Genomic DNA, 16,954 nt, shown 5'->3' on the forward strand with positions numbered 1-16,954 from the left:
CTCCTAACAATAAAACCAATATTCATAGAGTACCGGCTTGCCATTTTTAAACGTTAATGCTAATACATCTCCGTCTCCGCTGATATAGTATACATGCGGCTTTTCCAACCAGTCGTAGTGAACATATTTTCCCAGCTTTTTAAGGAACGCTTCTTCCGTGGTTTCTCCGTCAATGGTAAATCCGGCGATGGAGATGGCTATCTCTTTTTTACTAAACCGGATCTCAGGTATATAGGTGAGTTTTTCGGTTTGACTATGAAATACTTTAAAATGATCAAAAGCATATTCTTTAGTCACTTCAACACCACACTCAGGATAGCCCGTTCCATTGGTGATGATCTTTCGGGAAAGCGGGATGTCTAATATATCCTTTTCAGAAAAATGTATGGGAAGCATTTTACCTGAAATAGTGAACCTTACAGGAGAATCGTCAAAAGCAGATGTACTCTCTTTGCCCGCATCCTGCGTGGCTTTCAGCAGAAACTCATCAAAGGCCAGTTGTTGATATAATTGATTATTGCCTGCATCTTTCTGGTAATTGCGAAATAGCTGTATCCCCTCGAGGTTATTACTTTTATTTTCCCGCCAGCTCATTTCATAAATTCTTTCAGCCAGTGTTTTTCGTTTTATAGTATCTGTTTTAGGTAGCTGGTTATATTCATGTACCGTATTGCGAAAATCAAGTTTGCGCCCCAGAAATTTCTTTTGCGTAAAAAGCCAACCCGATCGGTCATAAGCATATCCATTTCCCCCAATCCTGACAAGCTTGTTCTCATCGTAGGGTAAGTAAGCTACACCCACAGGTTCATTGGTGCGGTATACTTTAACAATGGGTTTGTTTTTACCAAAGATGGCTCTCGCTTTAACGCTTGCAGCGGTAATAAATAAATGAGGACTGCCATATTCAGCACCGGGTTCGCCGGGTAAAACAAAATCATCCGGGTCTTTTTCATAGTTATCTTTTGCATTGAGGGTTGAAGCCAGGAACCGGGAGGGGATATAAGCTTTCTCTCCATTCTCTACTAATATTTCACTCCAGCCATTATTAAATTTCTTTAACTCTGTGGCTATGCCACCTCTGGCATATACGCCAATAGCTTTTCCTTTCGTACTGGGCATGTCATATACTTTGGAAGTACTGATGATATTGAAGGACGTATTGTTTTGCGCCGACACCAGGTTAATAAACAACAAGGTCAGCAAAAGAAATATAGGATACCGCATGCCGCTAAGGTATTTGTTTTCCGATTCTAAAAAAATGAATTATTGAGTGAGTCTTGAAAATCTGATGTTACTGTATGGGAAGTCCATTCCATATACCGCTGCTATTAATAAACCGTATAGAGTGGCGTGGAGCAGATTCCAGGGGTTCCAGCTTATCCCGGGTAAAGGAGTGCTATTAATGCAGGTAATAATACAGCCGGTAATTATAGATAAGAGCGCCAGCCATTGGTATACCCGCATGTTTAGGAGATAAGGTGTTTGTAGTTCCCCCCGGAGGCTTTCTTCTACAAATCTTGATGCTCCATTGAGTATCAGGTAAAGACCTGTAATGAAACTGGCCGGCAGCGACTCGTATACACATCTTAACAGGATAAGGAAAATAACAAGGTTGGCCGCTATTGAATAAAGCTGGGTGGGGTACAGCTGTTTCCCGCGTAGCCCGGAAATTTTGTTGACCCTTGATTTTTCGTGGTTGAAGCAAAGTCCCGGACCCATTGTTTTTATCTTACCATGGCAACATCCCTGTACGAGGCATCTGAATCGTCCAATGGCCTGGATAACCGGCGCTGCCATTACTGATACGGCTAGTAATGTCCATAGACCGATGGAGGAAAATGAGGTAATTAAAAATATGGTCAATGCAATACCCAGCACCGAACCATAATAGCCAAAGGGGCGTAGCAGCGAGGGAGAGCCTTCAACAAACTGGGCCCAAAGTGCGGCGCCTGCAAAACCTGCACAACCAATGGCATATATGATGCCTGGTTGGTGGGGGAGGAATACGCTCATCATAACAAAACCGGCCACGCCTGCCAGACCTGCATATATCCCATGATTGATAAACCTTACTTTACCCCAATGCCACTCGCGCCAGCTGTTGCCTGTACGATTACACAGCGCCAGTATGCCTTTGTATATAGCGTTATAATGAGTGGCTATGATAGAGATCAGCCCCGCAGCTAATATATCAGCCAGGGAGTGATTTTTAGTAGTAAGGCAACTAACGGCTATTGCTATTGAAATACTATACAACAATGTTCTGGCCCGTGGAAACTTAAAAGCCCCATACCTGGCTGCCATTAGTGCCCAAATCACGTGAAAGGAGGGAAAGCTGGCTGTTACGCCATCCCATTGTTTGTCCCATAGCAGCAAACGGAAAAAGAAATGATCTGGTGAAGGATAGGCATAATCGGCCACGAAGGGTACACATAAATAGCATAAAAAACTTAATATCATGGCCACTGCCATTTCATGAACGAATTGGCGTACCCTTACATGCGTATCAAGGCTGAAAGGAATAGCCAGCGAATAGATATATGAAAACAAGTAAATGACAATGCTGCCAGGAAGCAGCGGAATCCATTCGTCAACAATGATAAAGCTGTTGATGGCGCCCGCGCTGCTTTCTACAGGCAGGAACAGTTCATATAAGATAAACCAGGGAATATAGATCCAGGCAAAAACCTTCAACTGAGTGGTTACCCCGGCTTTTTTACTGTCGTTTTGAGGAAGATCAAAAACGGTAGTGTGATTTTGATCTTTGAAGGCCCGGGAAATGATCTCTCTTTCATATCCCGCTACATAAGTAATGGTTAGTGAGGTGAATATTGGCGCTACAAGCCAGAAGCCAGAGCTGGATTCAAACTTCAGCATCACTCCGAAAATTAATAATACAGCGCCTACATAAATAGGATGATGAAAATACCTGTACAAGCCGGTTGTTACGTAATGTTCGGGAGGGAAGGCATTCATGGGCAGGCCTTTTCCTTTTTTCCATAGAGTCCACATGCTATATACTATGAAAAAGGTTCCTGTCAGTATTAAGGGAACGCTAAAAACCGGTATGTCCTTAATAGGAAGTTGAACGAGGGGGGCCGTATGATACGCCCATAAATACAGCAGGTAGGGAAGGGCTATGCAAAACATGGCGCCATAGATTATTTTGCGGACGGTAGTCTTCATCTTTTCCAATGAACAGTTTCGTATAAAGTTCGGCCGGTGTCAATTATTTCATCATTTTTTATCAATACACCTGTCCCTGAATATTTAATTTCCTGTGAAGATAAAAAACGCCGGGAGAACATGTATTTCAAAAAAGGATAACGGTTTGCAAGTGCCGATAGTGGATTGTTTTTTATGGGATGCGCCTTTTTAAAATGAAGCGTCATACTGAGGTTACCAAAAGTGATCTTGTCGTGTTCTATTTTTGCATCGCCTTGCTCCATACCATTTACATATATTTTTTTTAGCGGGTAAGCTCCCTGCCATTCTATCCAGATGATGGTATAACCAGGGGAGATATACCGGCCCCATAATAAAAGATCGATGGGTAACCGGCGGGGATGGAAGGGTAATGTGATCGTTTCAGCATATCCCAGGCCTTCGAATACCTGCGAACCAATATGAACCCTAACTTCCGACCGGGGCTGAAAACAATTCCAGGTAATTTGCTTTCCTGCTCTCGAATAAAGTATTTCACTGATACACTTGTCGTTTGTGTTCCATGCTCCCGTAACCTGCAACGCCGGAATACTAATCCTGGTTTTACCGGAAGATTTCAACGGTACCTTTTGTAACCTGCTTTCTTCCCGGGTTGTTTCTCCGTTATTAAATATGTAGGAGCAAAATGGGATGCCAATTCCTAATACTTTTAATGTAGCTACATAAATGATAATGGTTCGATCCTGGTTGTCAGTACAGTCAAAATAATGTTTGATGATGGATACCATAAGAACAGCTTATCGTACTAAAGATAAGCCAATCATTGCTGGTGTTATTAGTTTTTGCTTAGGCCGGGATAATTCTTAATCAGTTCCAGTTCGTAATTGTCATCCTGCTTTAAGTTGCGAACCAGCTTTTGCAGCTCCTCAATATTGGATGGGCTTCGGTAAGCCTGGTCATGCGCTAATATTACCAGGTGATTTTCCTGCTTTACTTTATTCCGCATAAAAAGGCTGTCGATTTGCATTTTTAATTCTGTTGCCGTTTTAGTTAGTTGCATCGTTTTAGGTTCAAAATGCCATTCCATATCCCATCCTACCAATTTGTAGCCATATTTCTGTAAGGTATCAGCGGCAGCTTTGCTGCTCTTGATGTCTGTGCCGCTAATACTATCGATGCGCCAGATATTGCGTCCGGGCGTGCGGGCTGTCATACAATTAAGCTGAAGTATTGCACGTGCTTTGTCAAAATCAGCCAGTACGGAATCGGGACGCATATAGAATTTGTCGAACTTATTATGGGCGTGTGAATAGCTGTGATTACATAGTTCGATGGTTTGAAGACTTCTTAAGCTATCCATTAACTCTTTTTGTTCGGTGCTGCCGATAGCATGTTCTCCAACCAGGAAGAATGTCGCGGGTATCTGTTCTTCTTTCATAATATCAAGCACCGTGCGTGTTCCTTTATTGGGACCATCGTCAAATGTCAGATAGATTTTTTTCCTTTTAGAAGATTTCTTTGGTGGAATACTGCAGGCAATGACATCAGTTTTGGATAAGATGGTTGGGTCTTGAACCGCCTGAGCTGTTGTTGTGTGTGTTTCTTTTTTATATTGACAGGCAGCCAAAAATAATAATACAATCAACGTGGTGTAAGTAAGGGTTAGCCTGGAGGGAGGTTCATCAACAGGAAAAACAGATTTCATACAAGTTGTATTTTAAAAAGGATAATAGAATCGCGTATATAAAGTCGGGTAAAACGATATAGGGAAGCACAGCTGGTATGTGCTCAAAAAATATAGCAAAGAAAGCTAAGGTGCCGGTAAGTGTGTAACGGTTAGCGTGTTTAAAAATGAAGTGTATAGGTTAAAAAAAAGAGCTTTCGAGGGAGGCTCATCTATTGAAATGTGTGTTTCCATAAATTGTGAGAATATATTTTTAATAAAGTTACTATGAAGTAAATCTCATTTCCAAATTTTATTTCATAATTATTTTAAAAAAGAAATAGCGGCAACATGGTGGGCATGTTGCCGCTATTACACGAATAAAAAAAACAGATTATTTTCCTTTCTTTACTTCCAGTAATTCTATATCGAAAATTAATGCGCTACCTCCCGGTATGGTAGAAGAAGCACCTCTTAATCCATAGCCCAGCTCCTGGGGTATATAGAACCTGTATTTTGAACCTGCTTTCATTAACTGCAAGCCTTCCGTCCATCCGCGTATTACTCCTCCGTCCACAGCAATAGTAAGTGGCTCACCCCTGTCGTAGGAGTTGTCGAATTGTGTACTGTCTAACAACATACCCCTGTAGTTGCATACAACGGTGTCGGTTGCTGTAGGTGTTGGGCCTGTTCCTTCCGTAATAACCTCATATTGTAAGCCACTGGCAGTAGTTTTTACGCCCGGCCTGGTTTTGTTTTTTTCGAGAAAGGCACGACCCTCTTCTACAACAGCTTTAGATTGATTCTCTTCTTCCGCCCTTGAGAACTCTGTGAGTATGGAGCGGATATCGGTTTCACCAAACTTAGCTTCTTTGCCATCAAATACAGTTTTTATGGCTTCTATAAAAGCCTGCTTATTCAGGTTCTTCAAATCTTTGATGATCGACTGGGCCAGGTTTTGCCCGATGGCATAACTCGCTGAATCGGCCAGGTTTTTTAAAGGTGTCGATTGACTGGTAACTGCCGGTGCAGCTACGGTTTTTTTAACGGGAGCCGCAGTTGGTTTGGGCTTTGCTTTTGTTTGGGCATTGGCACTCACTGCTACTAAACCTGTTAAAACTATGGTTGCGATCTGTTTCATTTCTTGTTCCTTTTTTTATTTACTTATATAAACGCCCGGTTTCAATTACCTGTAGCATTTCCCCTCAATCTTCTGGTTCCTTCCGGGGAGGTGCAAAAATAGTCGTATCATTGTTACAGAACTGATAAACGCAGTTTTATAAGTTTAAAATGAGTATTCATGGCAACATTTATCAAACAATTGCAGATACGATGGTCCGATCTGGATGCCAACGCGCATTTGCGGCATAGTGTTTATTACGACTGGGGTGCCTATTGCCGTATTGAATTTTTATTGGAACATGGCCTCTCCACTACTAAAATGCATGAGTTGCGGATTGGGCCTGTGCTGTTCAGGGAAGAATGTGTTTTCAGGCGGGAAATAAGGCAGGAAGACCAGGTGACGATCAATGTAGAGCTGACGAAAGCGAGGAAAGACTTCAGCCGTTTTTCAATGAGGCATACCATTGTTAAGAATGGCGACACCGTAGTTGCAATTATGAACCTCGACGGTGCGTGGATGGATACGGAAAAACGAAAACTGGCTACACCGCCCGAGCTGGTGGTGAATACTTATGATGTAATGCCTAAATCGGAAGATTTTGAGTGGCTAAATCCTTAAGATATGAATCTTATAAGATACCTGTTAATGGCTATACTGCTGTTTAGCGGCTTTGCTTTGCCTGCGCAAACCATTACGGTGATGAGCTACAATATTCATCATGGTGCTGATAAGGATGAAAAAGATCAGTTAGCTGCAATGGGCGCATTTATCAAAACATCCGGTGCGGATATTGTTGGTTTGCAGGAAGTGGATAGCGTTTGCACGAGATCCAATGGCGTGGATCAGATGAAAGAGTTAGGGCGAATAACCGGGATGTATTATGCTTTTGTGCGGCATTATGCTTACCAGGGCGGGGCATACGGAATGGGGATTTTATCGCGTTACCCCATTGCGCAGGTGGACAATAAAAGAATGAGTTTATTGAAGGGCAAGACTCCGTCTACGGCCATGATTAGTGCGGTGATCAGTTTGCCGAAGAAAAAATGGATCAGGTTTGCTTCTGCTCATTTTGCACTGGATGATTCATCCAGGATGGTACAAGCGCATGAAGCAGTGAATTACCTGGCCACTGATCGCTATCCGGTAATATTAACCGGGGATTTAAATGCAACCCCCGGGGCCCCGGAAATACAATACCTCGAATCTTATTTTACAGAAACGGATGCTAAGCAAATAATGACCTATCCTGCTCCCGTGGCTTCCAAAAAGATCGATTATATATGGGTAAGGAAAAAGAACCTTATAAGCGTAAAGCAACATAAAGTACCTGTAACTGATGCATCTGATCATCTACCCGTAATCGCCACGATCAAAATAAAATAACTGTTGAAAAGTATAGAATGGAAATCATATAATATCCCTTTGAAACCCGGTTACAAGTGGTGTCCGGAACTACTTTCAGCACTCGCGGGCAAAAGGAATCCTAATCTTTTCACTGCAAAAATGCTGTTTTCAGGGCGGGAGTGGAGAGGCGCTTTTAATAATTGATTTATATAATGGCACGATATTTTAATTTAAAATAGTCATATATAAACCGATTATTATGAAATGGAGAGGAAGACGCGAAAGCGGAAATGTTGAAGACAGGCGCGGTATGTCGGGCGGCGGCATGGCCGTTGGTGGAGGCGTAGTAGGCCTTATCATTTATTTGCTCTATAGTTTTTTAGGCGGAAGTGGAGAACCCCCGGTGATGCCTGATGTTGCCGGTGGCGGTGAAACCACCCAACAGAATCCACAACGCGTAGCCCGCGAAGAAGACCTGTCGAAGTTCGTAAAAGTAGTGCTTGCTGATACAGAGGATATGTGGGGCCAGCTTTACGCCGAACAGGGACAGCAATATCAAAAGCCAACACTGGTGTTGTATTGGGATAAGGTGCAGTCTGCCTGCGGATTCGGCTCGGCAGCTTCAGGTCCTTTCTATTGTCCCGGAGATGAAAAACTGTATATCGACCTGTCCTTTTACGACGATATGCAAACACAGTTGGGCGCTTCCGGCGATTTTGCAATGGCTTATGTAGTAGCGCACGAGGTAGGGCACCACATTCAAAACCTTAACGGTACAGCAGACAAATTGCAGGAGATGCGTGGCCGGGTAAGCGAGGCCGAGTTTAACAGGCATTCCGTAAAGATGGAACTGCAAGCCGATTTCCTGGCGGGGGTTTGGGCTCACTACGCACAGAAACAAAATCTGCTTGAAACCGGCGATATTGAAGAGGCCTTAAATGCTGCGAACGCCATTGGCGATGACCGGCTGCAAAAGCGTAGTAGTGGAACAGTAGTGCCCGATGCCTTTACACACGGAACCTCTGCTCAACGCATGTACTGGTTTAAAAAAGGCTTTCAAACCGGAGATATTTCCCAGGGAGATACTTTTTCTGATCCGTCTCTGAATTAGTTCAGTGATACCATAAGAAAAGACATTCGTAGATAAGGATGTCTTTTCTTATGATAATAGTATGAATATGCATTAAATGCCTGGATGTACCTATAATTAGTTTTCATCGTCGAAGCCTAGCTCATCGTCCTGATCTTCATTGCCGATATTCATCATGCTGCCAAACAGATCTTTAAATTCAATCTTATTGTCAAACAGCTTTTTGCTGATGGCCGAGTAGGAGGCGAGGCCATGTAATACAAACTCCATTAATAAGCCCAATTGCATTTCATTAGCACCGGGAAAGTATTTTTTCACCAACGCATGCAGCCCGTCCACTGCATACAATAGCTGTAATTTCTGATCGTCTTTAGTGTTAAAGGGTATGTTGAGCTGGTTGCCTTTATCAAACCAGGCGGTGATAGAACGGTAGGGGTTTTCATCAGCTTTCTGCTGGGCCGACGGTTTACCGGTGTTCCTGCGTTTTTTCAACTGGTCAGGATCGGGGAAATATTTTACGAACTGTGAACGGATGGCCTTGTCTACCAGGTTCATCGCCACCTGGTAAGGTCCTTCCTGCTCTCCCTCATATACCAGTTCAACTTTACCCGTTATAGAAGGGATGATACCAGCCAGATCAGATATCCAAACCTGGGTGGTAGACTCACCATTGATCAATGCTCTTCTCTCTGCAGCACTCACCGCGTTTTCCCTGGCTGAGATGGTAAGACGTGCGCTTACCCCGCTTTTTTTATCTACAAATTCACTGCCGCGGGCTTCAAATGCCACCTGTTCAATCAGTCGTTTTACCAGGTCGCTTATTAATACTTTGTCTACCACATCATCATGTACAAATGCCTCCTGTTCTGTAATGTCGAGGGCATGTTCCAGTGTGCGCGGATAGTGCGTCAATATCTGGCTCTGGATACGGTCTTTTAATGGCGTTACGATAGAGCCCCGGTTGGTATAATCCTCCGGGTTAGCGGTGAATATAAACAGAATATCGAGCGGCATTCTCAATTTAAAGCCACGTATCTGTATATCACCTTCTTCCAATATATTAAATAGCGAAACCTGTATACGTGCCTGCAGATCGGGCAATTCATTAATAACAAAAATACTTCTGTTGCTGCGTGGGATAATGCCATAATGCAACACACGCTCATCGGCAAAGCTCAACTTAAGGTTAGCTGCTTTAATGGGGTCGATATCACCAATAAGGTCCGCAACACTTACATCAGGAGTAGCCAGTTTTTCACCATAGCGCTGGCTTCTATGCAGCCATTCGATAGGTGTGTCATCTCCTTTTTCGGCGATCAGGTCTATCGCATATTTTGATATGGGGTTCAGTGGATCATCATTGATCTCACTGCCTGCAACGAAAGGTATATACTCATCGAGTAAAGCTGTCATCTGGCGCGCCATACGTGTTTTAGCCTGCCCGCGTAAACCCAGTAATAAGATATTGTGCTTGCTCAACAGCGCTCTTTCCGTTTCAGGAACTACTGAGTCTTCATACCCAACAATTCCAGGGAAAGTTGTTTCTCCTTCTTTTAGTTTTTGTATAAGATTTTGTCTTATTTCTTCTTTTATTGATTTGAATTGGTATCCGGATTTTTTTAGTTCTCCGAGTGTGCTTGCGTTCATTAATGTTGTTGTTTTTATTTAACCGCAAAGGCCCCAAGGCGCTAAGCGAAAAATTACTGATTTCTCTGTCTTCGTGTCTTAGTGGCTGTAATTTAAATCACGGTTTTAGATTTTCCGCTTTCAAAGTCTTTAAAGATAAAGCTTCCGAGATTGTCCAAAGAAGCAAAGTAAGCCTTACCATGGTTCATCTCCGTAAATTCCTGTACAAAGCGTTGCAGGTAAGGATCGGTTGCGATCATAAAGGTAGTAATAGGTATTTTATTTTTCTTGCATTGGGCTGCCAGGTTCATACAACGGTTAACCACTTTACGATCTAACCCGAAAGCATTTTTATAATAGCGTTTACCTATTTTCAGGCAGGTAGGTTTACCATCGGTAATCATAAAGATCTGCTTGTTCGGATTTTTTCTGCGTCTCAGAATATCCATTGCCAGTTCTAACCCTGCTACTGTATTGGTATGGTAAGGACCAACCTGTAAATAGGGAAGGTCTTTGATCTCTACCGGCCAGGCATCATTACCAAATACTACAATGTCCAGTGTATCTTTCGGGTAGCGTGTAGTAATCAGCTCACTGAGTGCCATCGCTACTTTTTTAGCAGGCGTAATACGATCCTCTCCATAAAGGATCATGGAGTGGGATATGTCGATCATCAATACCGTTGAAGTCTGGGTTTTGAAATCCGTTTCCCGGATACTAAGGTCGTCTTCCCGAAGTGAAAAGCTATCCACCCCATGATTGATCTGGGCATTGCGGATCGACTCGGTGAAGTCGATCTGCTCCAGCATGTCCCCAAACTGGAAAGGCCTTGTTTCCGGGTTGATCTCATCTCCCTGTCCCGGCTTGAAGGTTTTATGATCGCCCTGCCTGCTCTTTTTTAGTTTGCCAAAAATCTCTTCCAGGCTTTTTTTACGAATACCCTGCTCTGTTTTGGGAGTGATCTTTATTTCACCTTTTTGTTCATCATCAGTAATATACCCCTTCTGCTTTAGGTCTTCTATAAAATCACCCATGCCGTACTCCTGGTCGGTAAGCTGGTATTGTTTATCCAGCTCATTCAGCCATTCCAACGCTTCGCCCACGTCACCACTGGTGTAGGTGAGCAGTTGCATAAAAATATCTAAAAGCTTCTCAAAGGGTGTTTTCCCTTCCTGGCTACTGTCGAATTTTGAAAAATGAAACCCACGCATATATAAATATAACGTTTTACTGGTTGAATGGTTTATTGGTTGGGTAGTAGAGTGGAGAAAGAGGTAACATTGTGTTTAACCGCCAGGGTGCTAAGGCGCCAGGAAGATATTCGTAAAAAAACTTTGCGATTTTGTGTCCTGGCGGTAAAACCTGTGCTGTCCCAACCTCAATGAGACTGGATTAGAAAAAATAAAGGCTGCCCGGTTTGGACAGCCTCTATGAAAAGTATGATCTGGTAATTTTATTTAGCGGAGTCCTTAGCCATCGCTTTTTTCGCGCTATCGGCCGCTTTTAAAAGGTCTTCAGGATTCAGTTCCTGTGCAGGGTTTTTTGCTGCCTTTTTCAGCGGGTCATATTGCTGCTCTACCTGGCTTAATACCTCACCCATTATTTCATTTAGTATAACTTCTGTGTGTTCCAGGCCTGCATAAAACTCTGGTTTTTCAGCTTTAAGGTATTCATAATAGCTTCTTTGACTGGCTATGTCTTTTTTAACATCCTCAGCCACTTTACGGGCCTGGTCTAATTTACCGGCCTTGTAATAGGCCTCAGCTAATAAGATACCAGTCTGATTATGCTGACTGTAACGGCTCGTCATTCCATAAGGCAGGTTCTCCGGACTAATACCTGCAGCCTCTTTATTCAGTAATTTAACAGCTTCGTCAGTTTTACCGGCATCCGCCAGGTTACCGGCAGCCTCGGCAAAAATGCCCCTGATATTTAAAAGATATTGACGGTTTACCTCATCGAAGTATACTCCCTTTTTATTAGCTCCGCCAAATTCAAACTTTTGAAGGTTGTCAAAAATGGCTTTAAGGTTATTATCTTTTACCGAAGAACCGCCAGCTCTCATTGCTCTCATTGCCTGGTCTGTTACCCAGTTTTGCTGAGGGGCTTTAGCTACGAAAGGAACCAGCCTGTAGGTAAGACCGTCTTTACGCAGGTGCTGGCCAAAACCTAATTCACCATAAGCCGCCGTGAAATAAATAGGTCTCTGCCATTTGTTGGTAGCAATAATATTCAGCATAATGAGATCGTTGCGCGCAATAGCGCCAGACGGAATTTCAAATGCCAGCTGGTCCACCACACTGTCGGCCGGAGTTGCCGTACCATTTTTGTATACCAATTGCTTGTCTACAGGTACAAAGAATTTTTTGAAAGGCATGGTATTAGGTCCCACATCATTACCATCTTCATCTTTAACTTCTTGTCCCAGGTAGTCCTTCATGATATCGTACAGGGGATAGAATGCGTTAGCATCAATAGCCTGGCCCTGTTGCTGTTGTCCCAGGCGGATGTATTCGCGGTTATGTCCTTCTATTTGCTCGGGCGACCATATTACATCAACGCTATCAGCCTTGTTGATCTTGTAGCGAAGCTGGTTGATATACCAGTCGATACCCAGTAAGCTGGTATTGATAATACGTATATCGGGCCTGATGCCTTCCACTTCCTGCGCATACCAAAGCGGATAAGTATCGTTATCGCCGAAGGTGAACAGGATGGCATTGGGCGCGCAGCTTTCCAGGTAATCTTTTGCGAGGTCGGGCGCTAAGGTTTTCTGGCTGCGGTCATGATCATCCCATTCTTGCTGTGCCATTAATACCGGCACCAGTAAACAAATAGCACCGGCCGTGATACCAGCCATTTTTAAATTGCTGCCTTTTCCGGAAGCTGCTTTTACTATATAGGTAACAGCGGCTACTACCGCAACAAATAAGATGGCGGCCACCAGGCTTGCCATTATCGCTCCACCAGCCGATCCTGTAAGACTGCTAATGATGGTGATAAGGAAGGTAGCCGTAGCCCCGTATATCAGTACTTTTTTAAATAGTTCTTTGTCTGTTTTTTCCAGTGCCAGGCGTACAAACGCCAATACCGAAATGCCGATCCAGATAGCAAATACATACATGGCACCTACAAATACATAGTCCCTTTCTCTGGGCATATTTCCAGGGGCATTCAGGTACAATACAATGGCCTCACCCAGGAAGAAGAAAAGGATGGCAGTAACAATAAAGTCGTTTTTGTTTCTCAACAGCTGGAACACAAATCCGAGCACACCCAAAATAAGTGGTAACATGAATAACTTATTGTTGGCTTTATTGGCTTTTAAGCTGTCCGGCATTTTGCTTTGGTCACCCAGGCGGGCGTTATCCATCAGGCTGATTCCGGATATCCAGTTACCATCTCTTTTATTGCCAAATCCCTGCAAATCGTTCTGACGTCCGGCGAAATTCCACATAAAATAACGCATGAACAGGAAGTCTGTCTGATAGGTTAGGAACCAGTTGATGTTTTGACCGTATGTAGGTGCATCATAACTGGTTTGACCGGTGTTCGGATCCTGCTGCTGGGCTATACCCAACCAGTCTGCATAAAACTGTGCATGGTTTTGGTCGTTGCTGGGATCCCAGATACGGGGGAAGAGCATTTTATCACTGCTTTGATAAACATATTCTCTCTTTCTTCCCGTAGGAATATACTTGTCTTTTCCTTTAGAATACTGCATTTCACCATAGTCCATCACAGGATACCCACTTTCGTCTCTTTCTACTTCGGCAGCAAAATGTGGTCCGTAAATAAGAGGAGCGCTGCCATACTGCTCGCGTCCCAGGTAATATACAAGGTTGATGGGGTTATCTACATTGTTCATATCAATGCCAGGATTGGCATGGCTGCGGATCATTGAAGTGAAGTACATAAAATATCCCAGCATCATAAACGCATAACACCAAAGTGATAATTTAAGCACTTTTAAGGCAGATGTTTTAATAAAATAGCCTAAAGCAGCGCCAATGATCAATAATAAAATAATCTTAAAGGCCGCCATGGTACCCGAAAAGGCAAATGGTAAAAATGCCAGTGCAAAGAACAAGGCAGTCCAGGCAATGATCTTCCCTTTAGATACGTTGGCTTTAAAGGTCAATGCCCACCCGATTAAAAGGGCTATAATAATAAAGTAAGCGGCAAAACCAGAGAAGAAGGGCAGGCCAAAATTATTTACGAAGAGAATGTCAAACCAGCCAGCCGCTTTCATACTATATTGAATTACGGCAACCTGTACGATACCGGTGATAACACAACCCACTAAAAAGGCAATAATGGCACCTTTGGTTGTAGGTTTATAACGGCGGTAGTAATAGATCATTACAATCGCCGGTATTGTTAAGAGGTTTAATAAGTGAACACCTATCGAAAGTCCCATCATAAAGAAGAGGAATATAATCCACTTATCGGACCTGACTCTTCCGGTTTCATTGTCTCCGGCATGTTCGTCCGCATGTTCCCATTTCAACATGATCCAGAATACAAAGGCGGTAAAGAAAGAGGACAAGGCATACACTTCACCCTCTACAGCACTATACCAGAAAGAATCGGTGAAAGTATACGCCAGGGCACCTACCACGCCCGATCCCATAACCGTGATCATTTGTGGCTGGGTGAGCGCTTCGCCTGCTTTTACAAACATTTTACGTGCAAAATGGGTAATGGTCCAGAACAGGAAAAGAATAGTGCCTGCACTCGCCAGGGCACTCATAAAATTCACCGCATTACCAGCGGTTTGCGGGTTATCTCCAAATAAAACAATGAAAAATCTTCCCAGTAAAGTAAACAGGGGTGCACCGGGAGGGTGTGGCATTCCTAATTTAAAGGCACAGGCTACAAATTCACCGCAATCCCATAAAGAGCCTCTGGCTTCTCTGGTTAGCGTGTAGGTAAGCGTGGCTACCAAAAAAACCAGCCATCCGGTGATGTTGTTTACTTTTTTAAAATTCATCTGAAAATTTAGTTTATAACGCTCGCAAAAATAGGGATAAAGCCCGCATTTACAGTTTTTAGAGATAGTATTAGGAGAAAATTATCAAGGGACCAAAAAAAACTGTAAATCCCTGATACTAATATCAACGCAATCATTCTTTTATTTTGAGTATTGATCCGGTTTTACAGTTTGTATTTTAGTTAGAAAAATTGTTGCAGGCGTCTGTCTTTTATAGGCATCATTATACTACGTAACAATTCTTAATAGTTTGATTTTATTATTAACACCCTTGCAAAAAAATGTTCGTCTAATACCTGTTATATGCCGGATTTTGATAAGGATTATTATACCAGCTGGCATCGATTTCTCTTACAAAATTCTCAATATCACGGTCAAAATTGTCTTTAAGATTATAATCCTGCTTCAGGCTGCCTCCATAAAAGAAAGCAACAGTTTGGTATATACGGGCATTCAATCCGCCCTTATATTCTTTTAAAATTTCGTAACAGTTATTGCCGGTTTGCCGGTTGATCAATTTCATCAGCACTTTTCCCTGGTATACCGAAAGGTTGGTCAGCGGGTCTGCAAATTGCTTTTTCAGTTCCTTTTCCTTGGCCTTGATCAGCGCTTTTTTGTCTTTTTTCTTACCCAGTATCTCTGCCTCCCGGTTAATCTGGTTGATGGTATTACCGGCAATGCGGGCATAAGGATAACATACATATACGGCATTCCTCAGCCGGTTGTATTCTTTTTTAACCTGCTCCAACTTGGCCGGGGGAAGTTTGGAGATCCAGACATTCTCCTCTTCGGTAAAAGGCAGCATTTTAAATGAATTGTAGTCAGTTCCATACCAGATTGCACCAATTTTGGTAAGATCATTAGGCCCCCAGTCTTTCATGATTTCCTGCATGCTGGGCCTTGGGGGAACACGGATGCTATCGGCCGGAGGAGCCGTTTGCGCACGGGTATGCAATACAAAAGCTGTAGCAGTTAGTGCGCAAAAGCAATATTTCCAAAGGGTTTTCAACTTCACAAAGTTAGTTGCAATTGGGATAATTAATAAAGGTCAACAGTGTAAATTAGAACAAAATAATACTAACGGTTAGTTAAAGTATTGTTTATCTCATTAAATCCATAATTAGTATAAAAACAGCTGCGGCGCATGTATTCAGGAAGTTGACCGCGTTGTTATTGATATACCCGGTGTTTTCAAGGGCCGCTCCCAAAATGGAATCGATAAAATTTCCAAAGCTGCCGGCGAGGAGAATGAAGAGCGTATCAATGCTCCAACCCTCCCAAAAGGCATAAATAACTGAGATGATGTAACTTCCGATACATCCCGCAAGGGTACCCTCCATGCTGATAACACCGTTTGAACCTTTCATAGCTTTTTTGAAGGACAGGATATGGTAAAAACGTTTGCCATACACATTGCCCAGTTCAGAGGATACCGTGTCTGCTGTGGCGGACGCAAAGCAGGCGGCTATAATCAGTGGCGTATTTAAACCTAACTCAGGAAGTACTGAGGTAATCAGGCCGGCGATGGCGGCTGCGCCGGCGTTCGCAAAAACCTGTGCTGCTGTTCTTCTGCCTTTTTGAGCCTCCGCTAAACCGTCGGATATTTTTTGACCCAGTTTCCATGATGTGGCCAATACGCCTAAAACGAAAAAGGTAGCCATCAGGGTGATGCCTGCAAACCCGGCTCCCGCATAAATACAGCAACTTAATATACCACCGGTTATGGCTGCCGGTGGTGTTAGTTTTTTGAACACTACACTTGCCGCCATTCCTGATAATATAATCAGCAAAAATATCCGGAACTCAGAATGCATTATCATGCAAGATAGGCCACTGTACTGCATTTTAAGCTACCAGTTGTTAGTTTTGAAGGGCGCGCATATTGCTCAAACGTTTGCATAAAAATATATTTGGTTATTTGATTTTATCTTTTAAATTTGCGGTACAATG

The 16,954-nt window shown here is 43.0% G+C and carries 13 protein-coding genes; 3 read left to right on the top strand and 10 right to left on the bottom strand.

What is annotated here, in order from left to right:
- Positions 1–3: 3 nt before the first annotated feature.
- The 5 genes from ACLOAU_RS13630 to ACLOAU_RS13650 form a co-directional block, all read right to left on the bottom strand.
- Positions 4–1,224 (bottom strand): SH3 domain-containing protein, encoded by a 1,221-nt coding sequence (locus tag ACLOAU_RS13630; protein WP_427862419.1) that lies wholly within the window; start codon positions 1,222–1,224, stop codon positions 4–6.
- Between the two features lie 39 nt (positions 1,225–1,263).
- Positions 1,264–3,186 carry a prolipoprotein diacylglyceryl transferase family protein gene (locus ACLOAU_RS13635; RefSeq protein WP_427862420.1) on the bottom strand — a complete coding sequence of 641 codons (1,923 nt, stop codon included), beginning with the start codon at positions 3,184–3,186 and terminating at the stop codon, positions 1,264–1,266.
- Entirely contained in the window at positions 3,183–3,953 is a 771-nt protein-coding gene (locus ACLOAU_RS13640; RefSeq protein WP_427862421.1) for a hypothetical protein, read from the bottom strand. Before ACLOAU_RS13640 ends, ACLOAU_RS13635 begins: the two co-directional genes overlap by 4 nt.
- A 47-nt stretch (positions 3,954–4,000) precedes the next feature.
- Positions 4,001–4,870 carry a polysaccharide deacetylase family protein gene (locus tag ACLOAU_RS13645; RefSeq protein ID WP_427862422.1) on the bottom strand — a complete coding sequence of 290 codons (870 nt, stop codon included), beginning with the start codon at positions 4,868–4,870 and terminating at the stop codon, positions 4,001–4,003.
- Between the two features lie 352 nt (positions 4,871–5,222).
- A complete protein-coding gene (locus ACLOAU_RS13650) occupies positions 5,223–5,969 on the bottom strand; it encodes an FKBP-type peptidyl-prolyl cis-trans isomerase (RefSeq protein ID WP_427862423.1) in 747 nt (248 codons plus the stop codon).
- A 159-nt stretch (positions 5,970–6,128) separates the two neighbouring features.
- Between ACLOAU_RS13650 and ACLOAU_RS13655 the strand changes: the two genes are divergently transcribed.
- The 3 genes from ACLOAU_RS13655 to ypfJ all read left to right on the top strand — a co-directional run bounded on the left by ACLOAU_RS13655 (position 6,129) and on the right by ypfJ (position 8,406).
- Positions 6,129–6,569, top strand: a complete 441-nt coding sequence (locus ACLOAU_RS13655) for an acyl-CoA thioesterase (RefSeq protein ID WP_427862424.1) — start codon at positions 6,129–6,131, stop codon at positions 6,567–6,569.
- 3 nt (positions 6,570–6,572) lie between these two features.
- Positions 6,573–7,334, top strand: a complete 762-nt coding sequence (locus tag ACLOAU_RS13660; RefSeq protein WP_427862425.1) for an endonuclease/exonuclease/phosphatase family protein — start codon at positions 6,573–6,575, stop codon at positions 7,332–7,334.
- A 220-nt stretch (positions 7,335–7,554) separates the two neighbouring features.
- The gene (ypfJ, locus tag ACLOAU_RS13665; RefSeq protein WP_427862426.1) at positions 7,555–8,406 is read left to right on the top strand and encodes a KPN_02809 family neutral zinc metallopeptidase; all 852 of its coding nucleotides are present in this window, start codon (positions 7,555–7,557) and stop codon (positions 8,404–8,406) included.
- A gap of 96 nt (positions 8,407–8,502) precedes the next feature.
- Here the strand turns inward: ypfJ and ACLOAU_RS13670 are convergent, their stop codons facing one another.
- From ACLOAU_RS13670 to ACLOAU_RS13690, 5 genes are all read right to left on the bottom strand, one after another.
- The gene (locus tag ACLOAU_RS13670; RefSeq protein WP_427862427.1) at positions 8,503–10,032 is read right to left on the bottom strand and encodes a MoxR family ATPase; all 1,530 of its coding nucleotides are present in this window, start codon (positions 10,030–10,032) and stop codon (positions 8,503–8,505) included.
- A gap of 92 nt (positions 10,033–10,124) precedes the next feature.
- Positions 10,125–11,222, bottom strand: coding sequence for a vWA domain-containing protein (locus ACLOAU_RS13675; RefSeq protein WP_427862428.1), 1,098 nt, complete (start codon positions 11,220–11,222; stop codon positions 10,125–10,127).
- Between the two features lie 242 nt (positions 11,223–11,464).
- Complete coding sequence (locus ACLOAU_RS13680) at positions 11,465–15,004, bottom strand: DUF2723 domain-containing protein (protein WP_427862429.1); 3,540 nt, start codon at positions 15,002–15,004, stop codon at positions 11,465–11,467.
- A 289-nt stretch (positions 15,005–15,293) separates the two neighbouring features.
- Positions 15,294–16,013, bottom strand: coding sequence for a DUF4294 domain-containing protein (locus ACLOAU_RS13685; RefSeq protein WP_427862430.1), 720 nt, complete (start codon positions 16,011–16,013; stop codon positions 15,294–15,296).
- Positions 16,014–16,104: 91 nt separating this feature from the next.
- A complete protein-coding gene (locus ACLOAU_RS13690; protein ID WP_427862431.1) occupies positions 16,105–16,773 on the bottom strand; it encodes a DUF92 domain-containing protein in 669 nt (222 codons plus the stop codon).
- Positions 16,774–16,954 lie beyond the last annotated feature (181 nt).

This window comes from Paraniabella aurantiaca (genome assembly GCF_050309965.1).
Lineage (GTDB): Bacteria > Bacteroidota > Bacteroidia > Chitinophagales > Chitinophagaceae > Niabella.

Excerpts from the sequence above, each read along its gene's own strand:
- ACLOAU_RS13630 (WP_427862419.1), bottom strand. The coding sequence starts at position 1,224 with ATGCGGTATCCTATATTTCTTTTGCTGACCTTGTTGTTTATTAACCTG.
- ACLOAU_RS13635 (WP_427862420.1), bottom strand. The coding sequence starts at position 3,186 with ATGAAGACTACCGTCCGCAAAATAATCTATGGCGCCATGTTTTGCATA.
- ACLOAU_RS13640 (WP_427862421.1), bottom strand. The coding sequence starts at position 3,953 with ATGGTATCCATCATCAAACATTATTTTGACTGTACTGACAACCAGGAT.
- ACLOAU_RS13645 (WP_427862422.1), bottom strand. The coding sequence starts at position 4,870 with ATGAAATCTGTTTTTCCTGTTGATGAACCTCCCTCCAGGCTAACCCTT.
- ACLOAU_RS13650 (WP_427862423.1), bottom strand. The coding sequence starts at position 5,969 with ATGAAACAGATCGCAACCATAGTTTTAACAGGTTTAGTAGCAGTGAGT.
- ACLOAU_RS13655 (WP_427862424.1), top strand. The coding sequence starts at position 6,129 with ATGGCAACATTTATCAAACAATTGCAGATACGATGGTCCGATCTGGAT.
- ACLOAU_RS13660 (WP_427862425.1), top strand. The coding sequence starts at position 6,573 with ATGAATCTTATAAGATACCTGTTAATGGCTATACTGCTGTTTAGCGGC.
- ypfJ (WP_427862426.1), top strand. The coding sequence starts at position 7,555 with ATGAAATGGAGAGGAAGACGCGAAAGCGGAAATGTTGAAGACAGGCGC.
- ACLOAU_RS13670 (WP_427862427.1), bottom strand. The coding sequence starts at position 10,032 with ATGAACGCAAGCACACTCGGAGAACTAAAAAAATCCGGATACCAATTC.
- ACLOAU_RS13675 (WP_427862428.1), bottom strand. The coding sequence starts at position 11,222 with ATGCGTGGGTTTCATTTTTCAAAATTCGACAGTAGCCAGGAAGGGAAA.
- ACLOAU_RS13680 (WP_427862429.1), bottom strand. The coding sequence starts at position 15,004 with ATGAATTTTAAAAAAGTAAACAACATCACCGGATGGCTGGTTTTTTTG.
- ACLOAU_RS13690 (WP_427862431.1), bottom strand. The coding sequence starts at position 16,773 with ATGGCGGCAAGTGTAGTGTTCAAAAAACTAACACCACCGGCAGCCATA.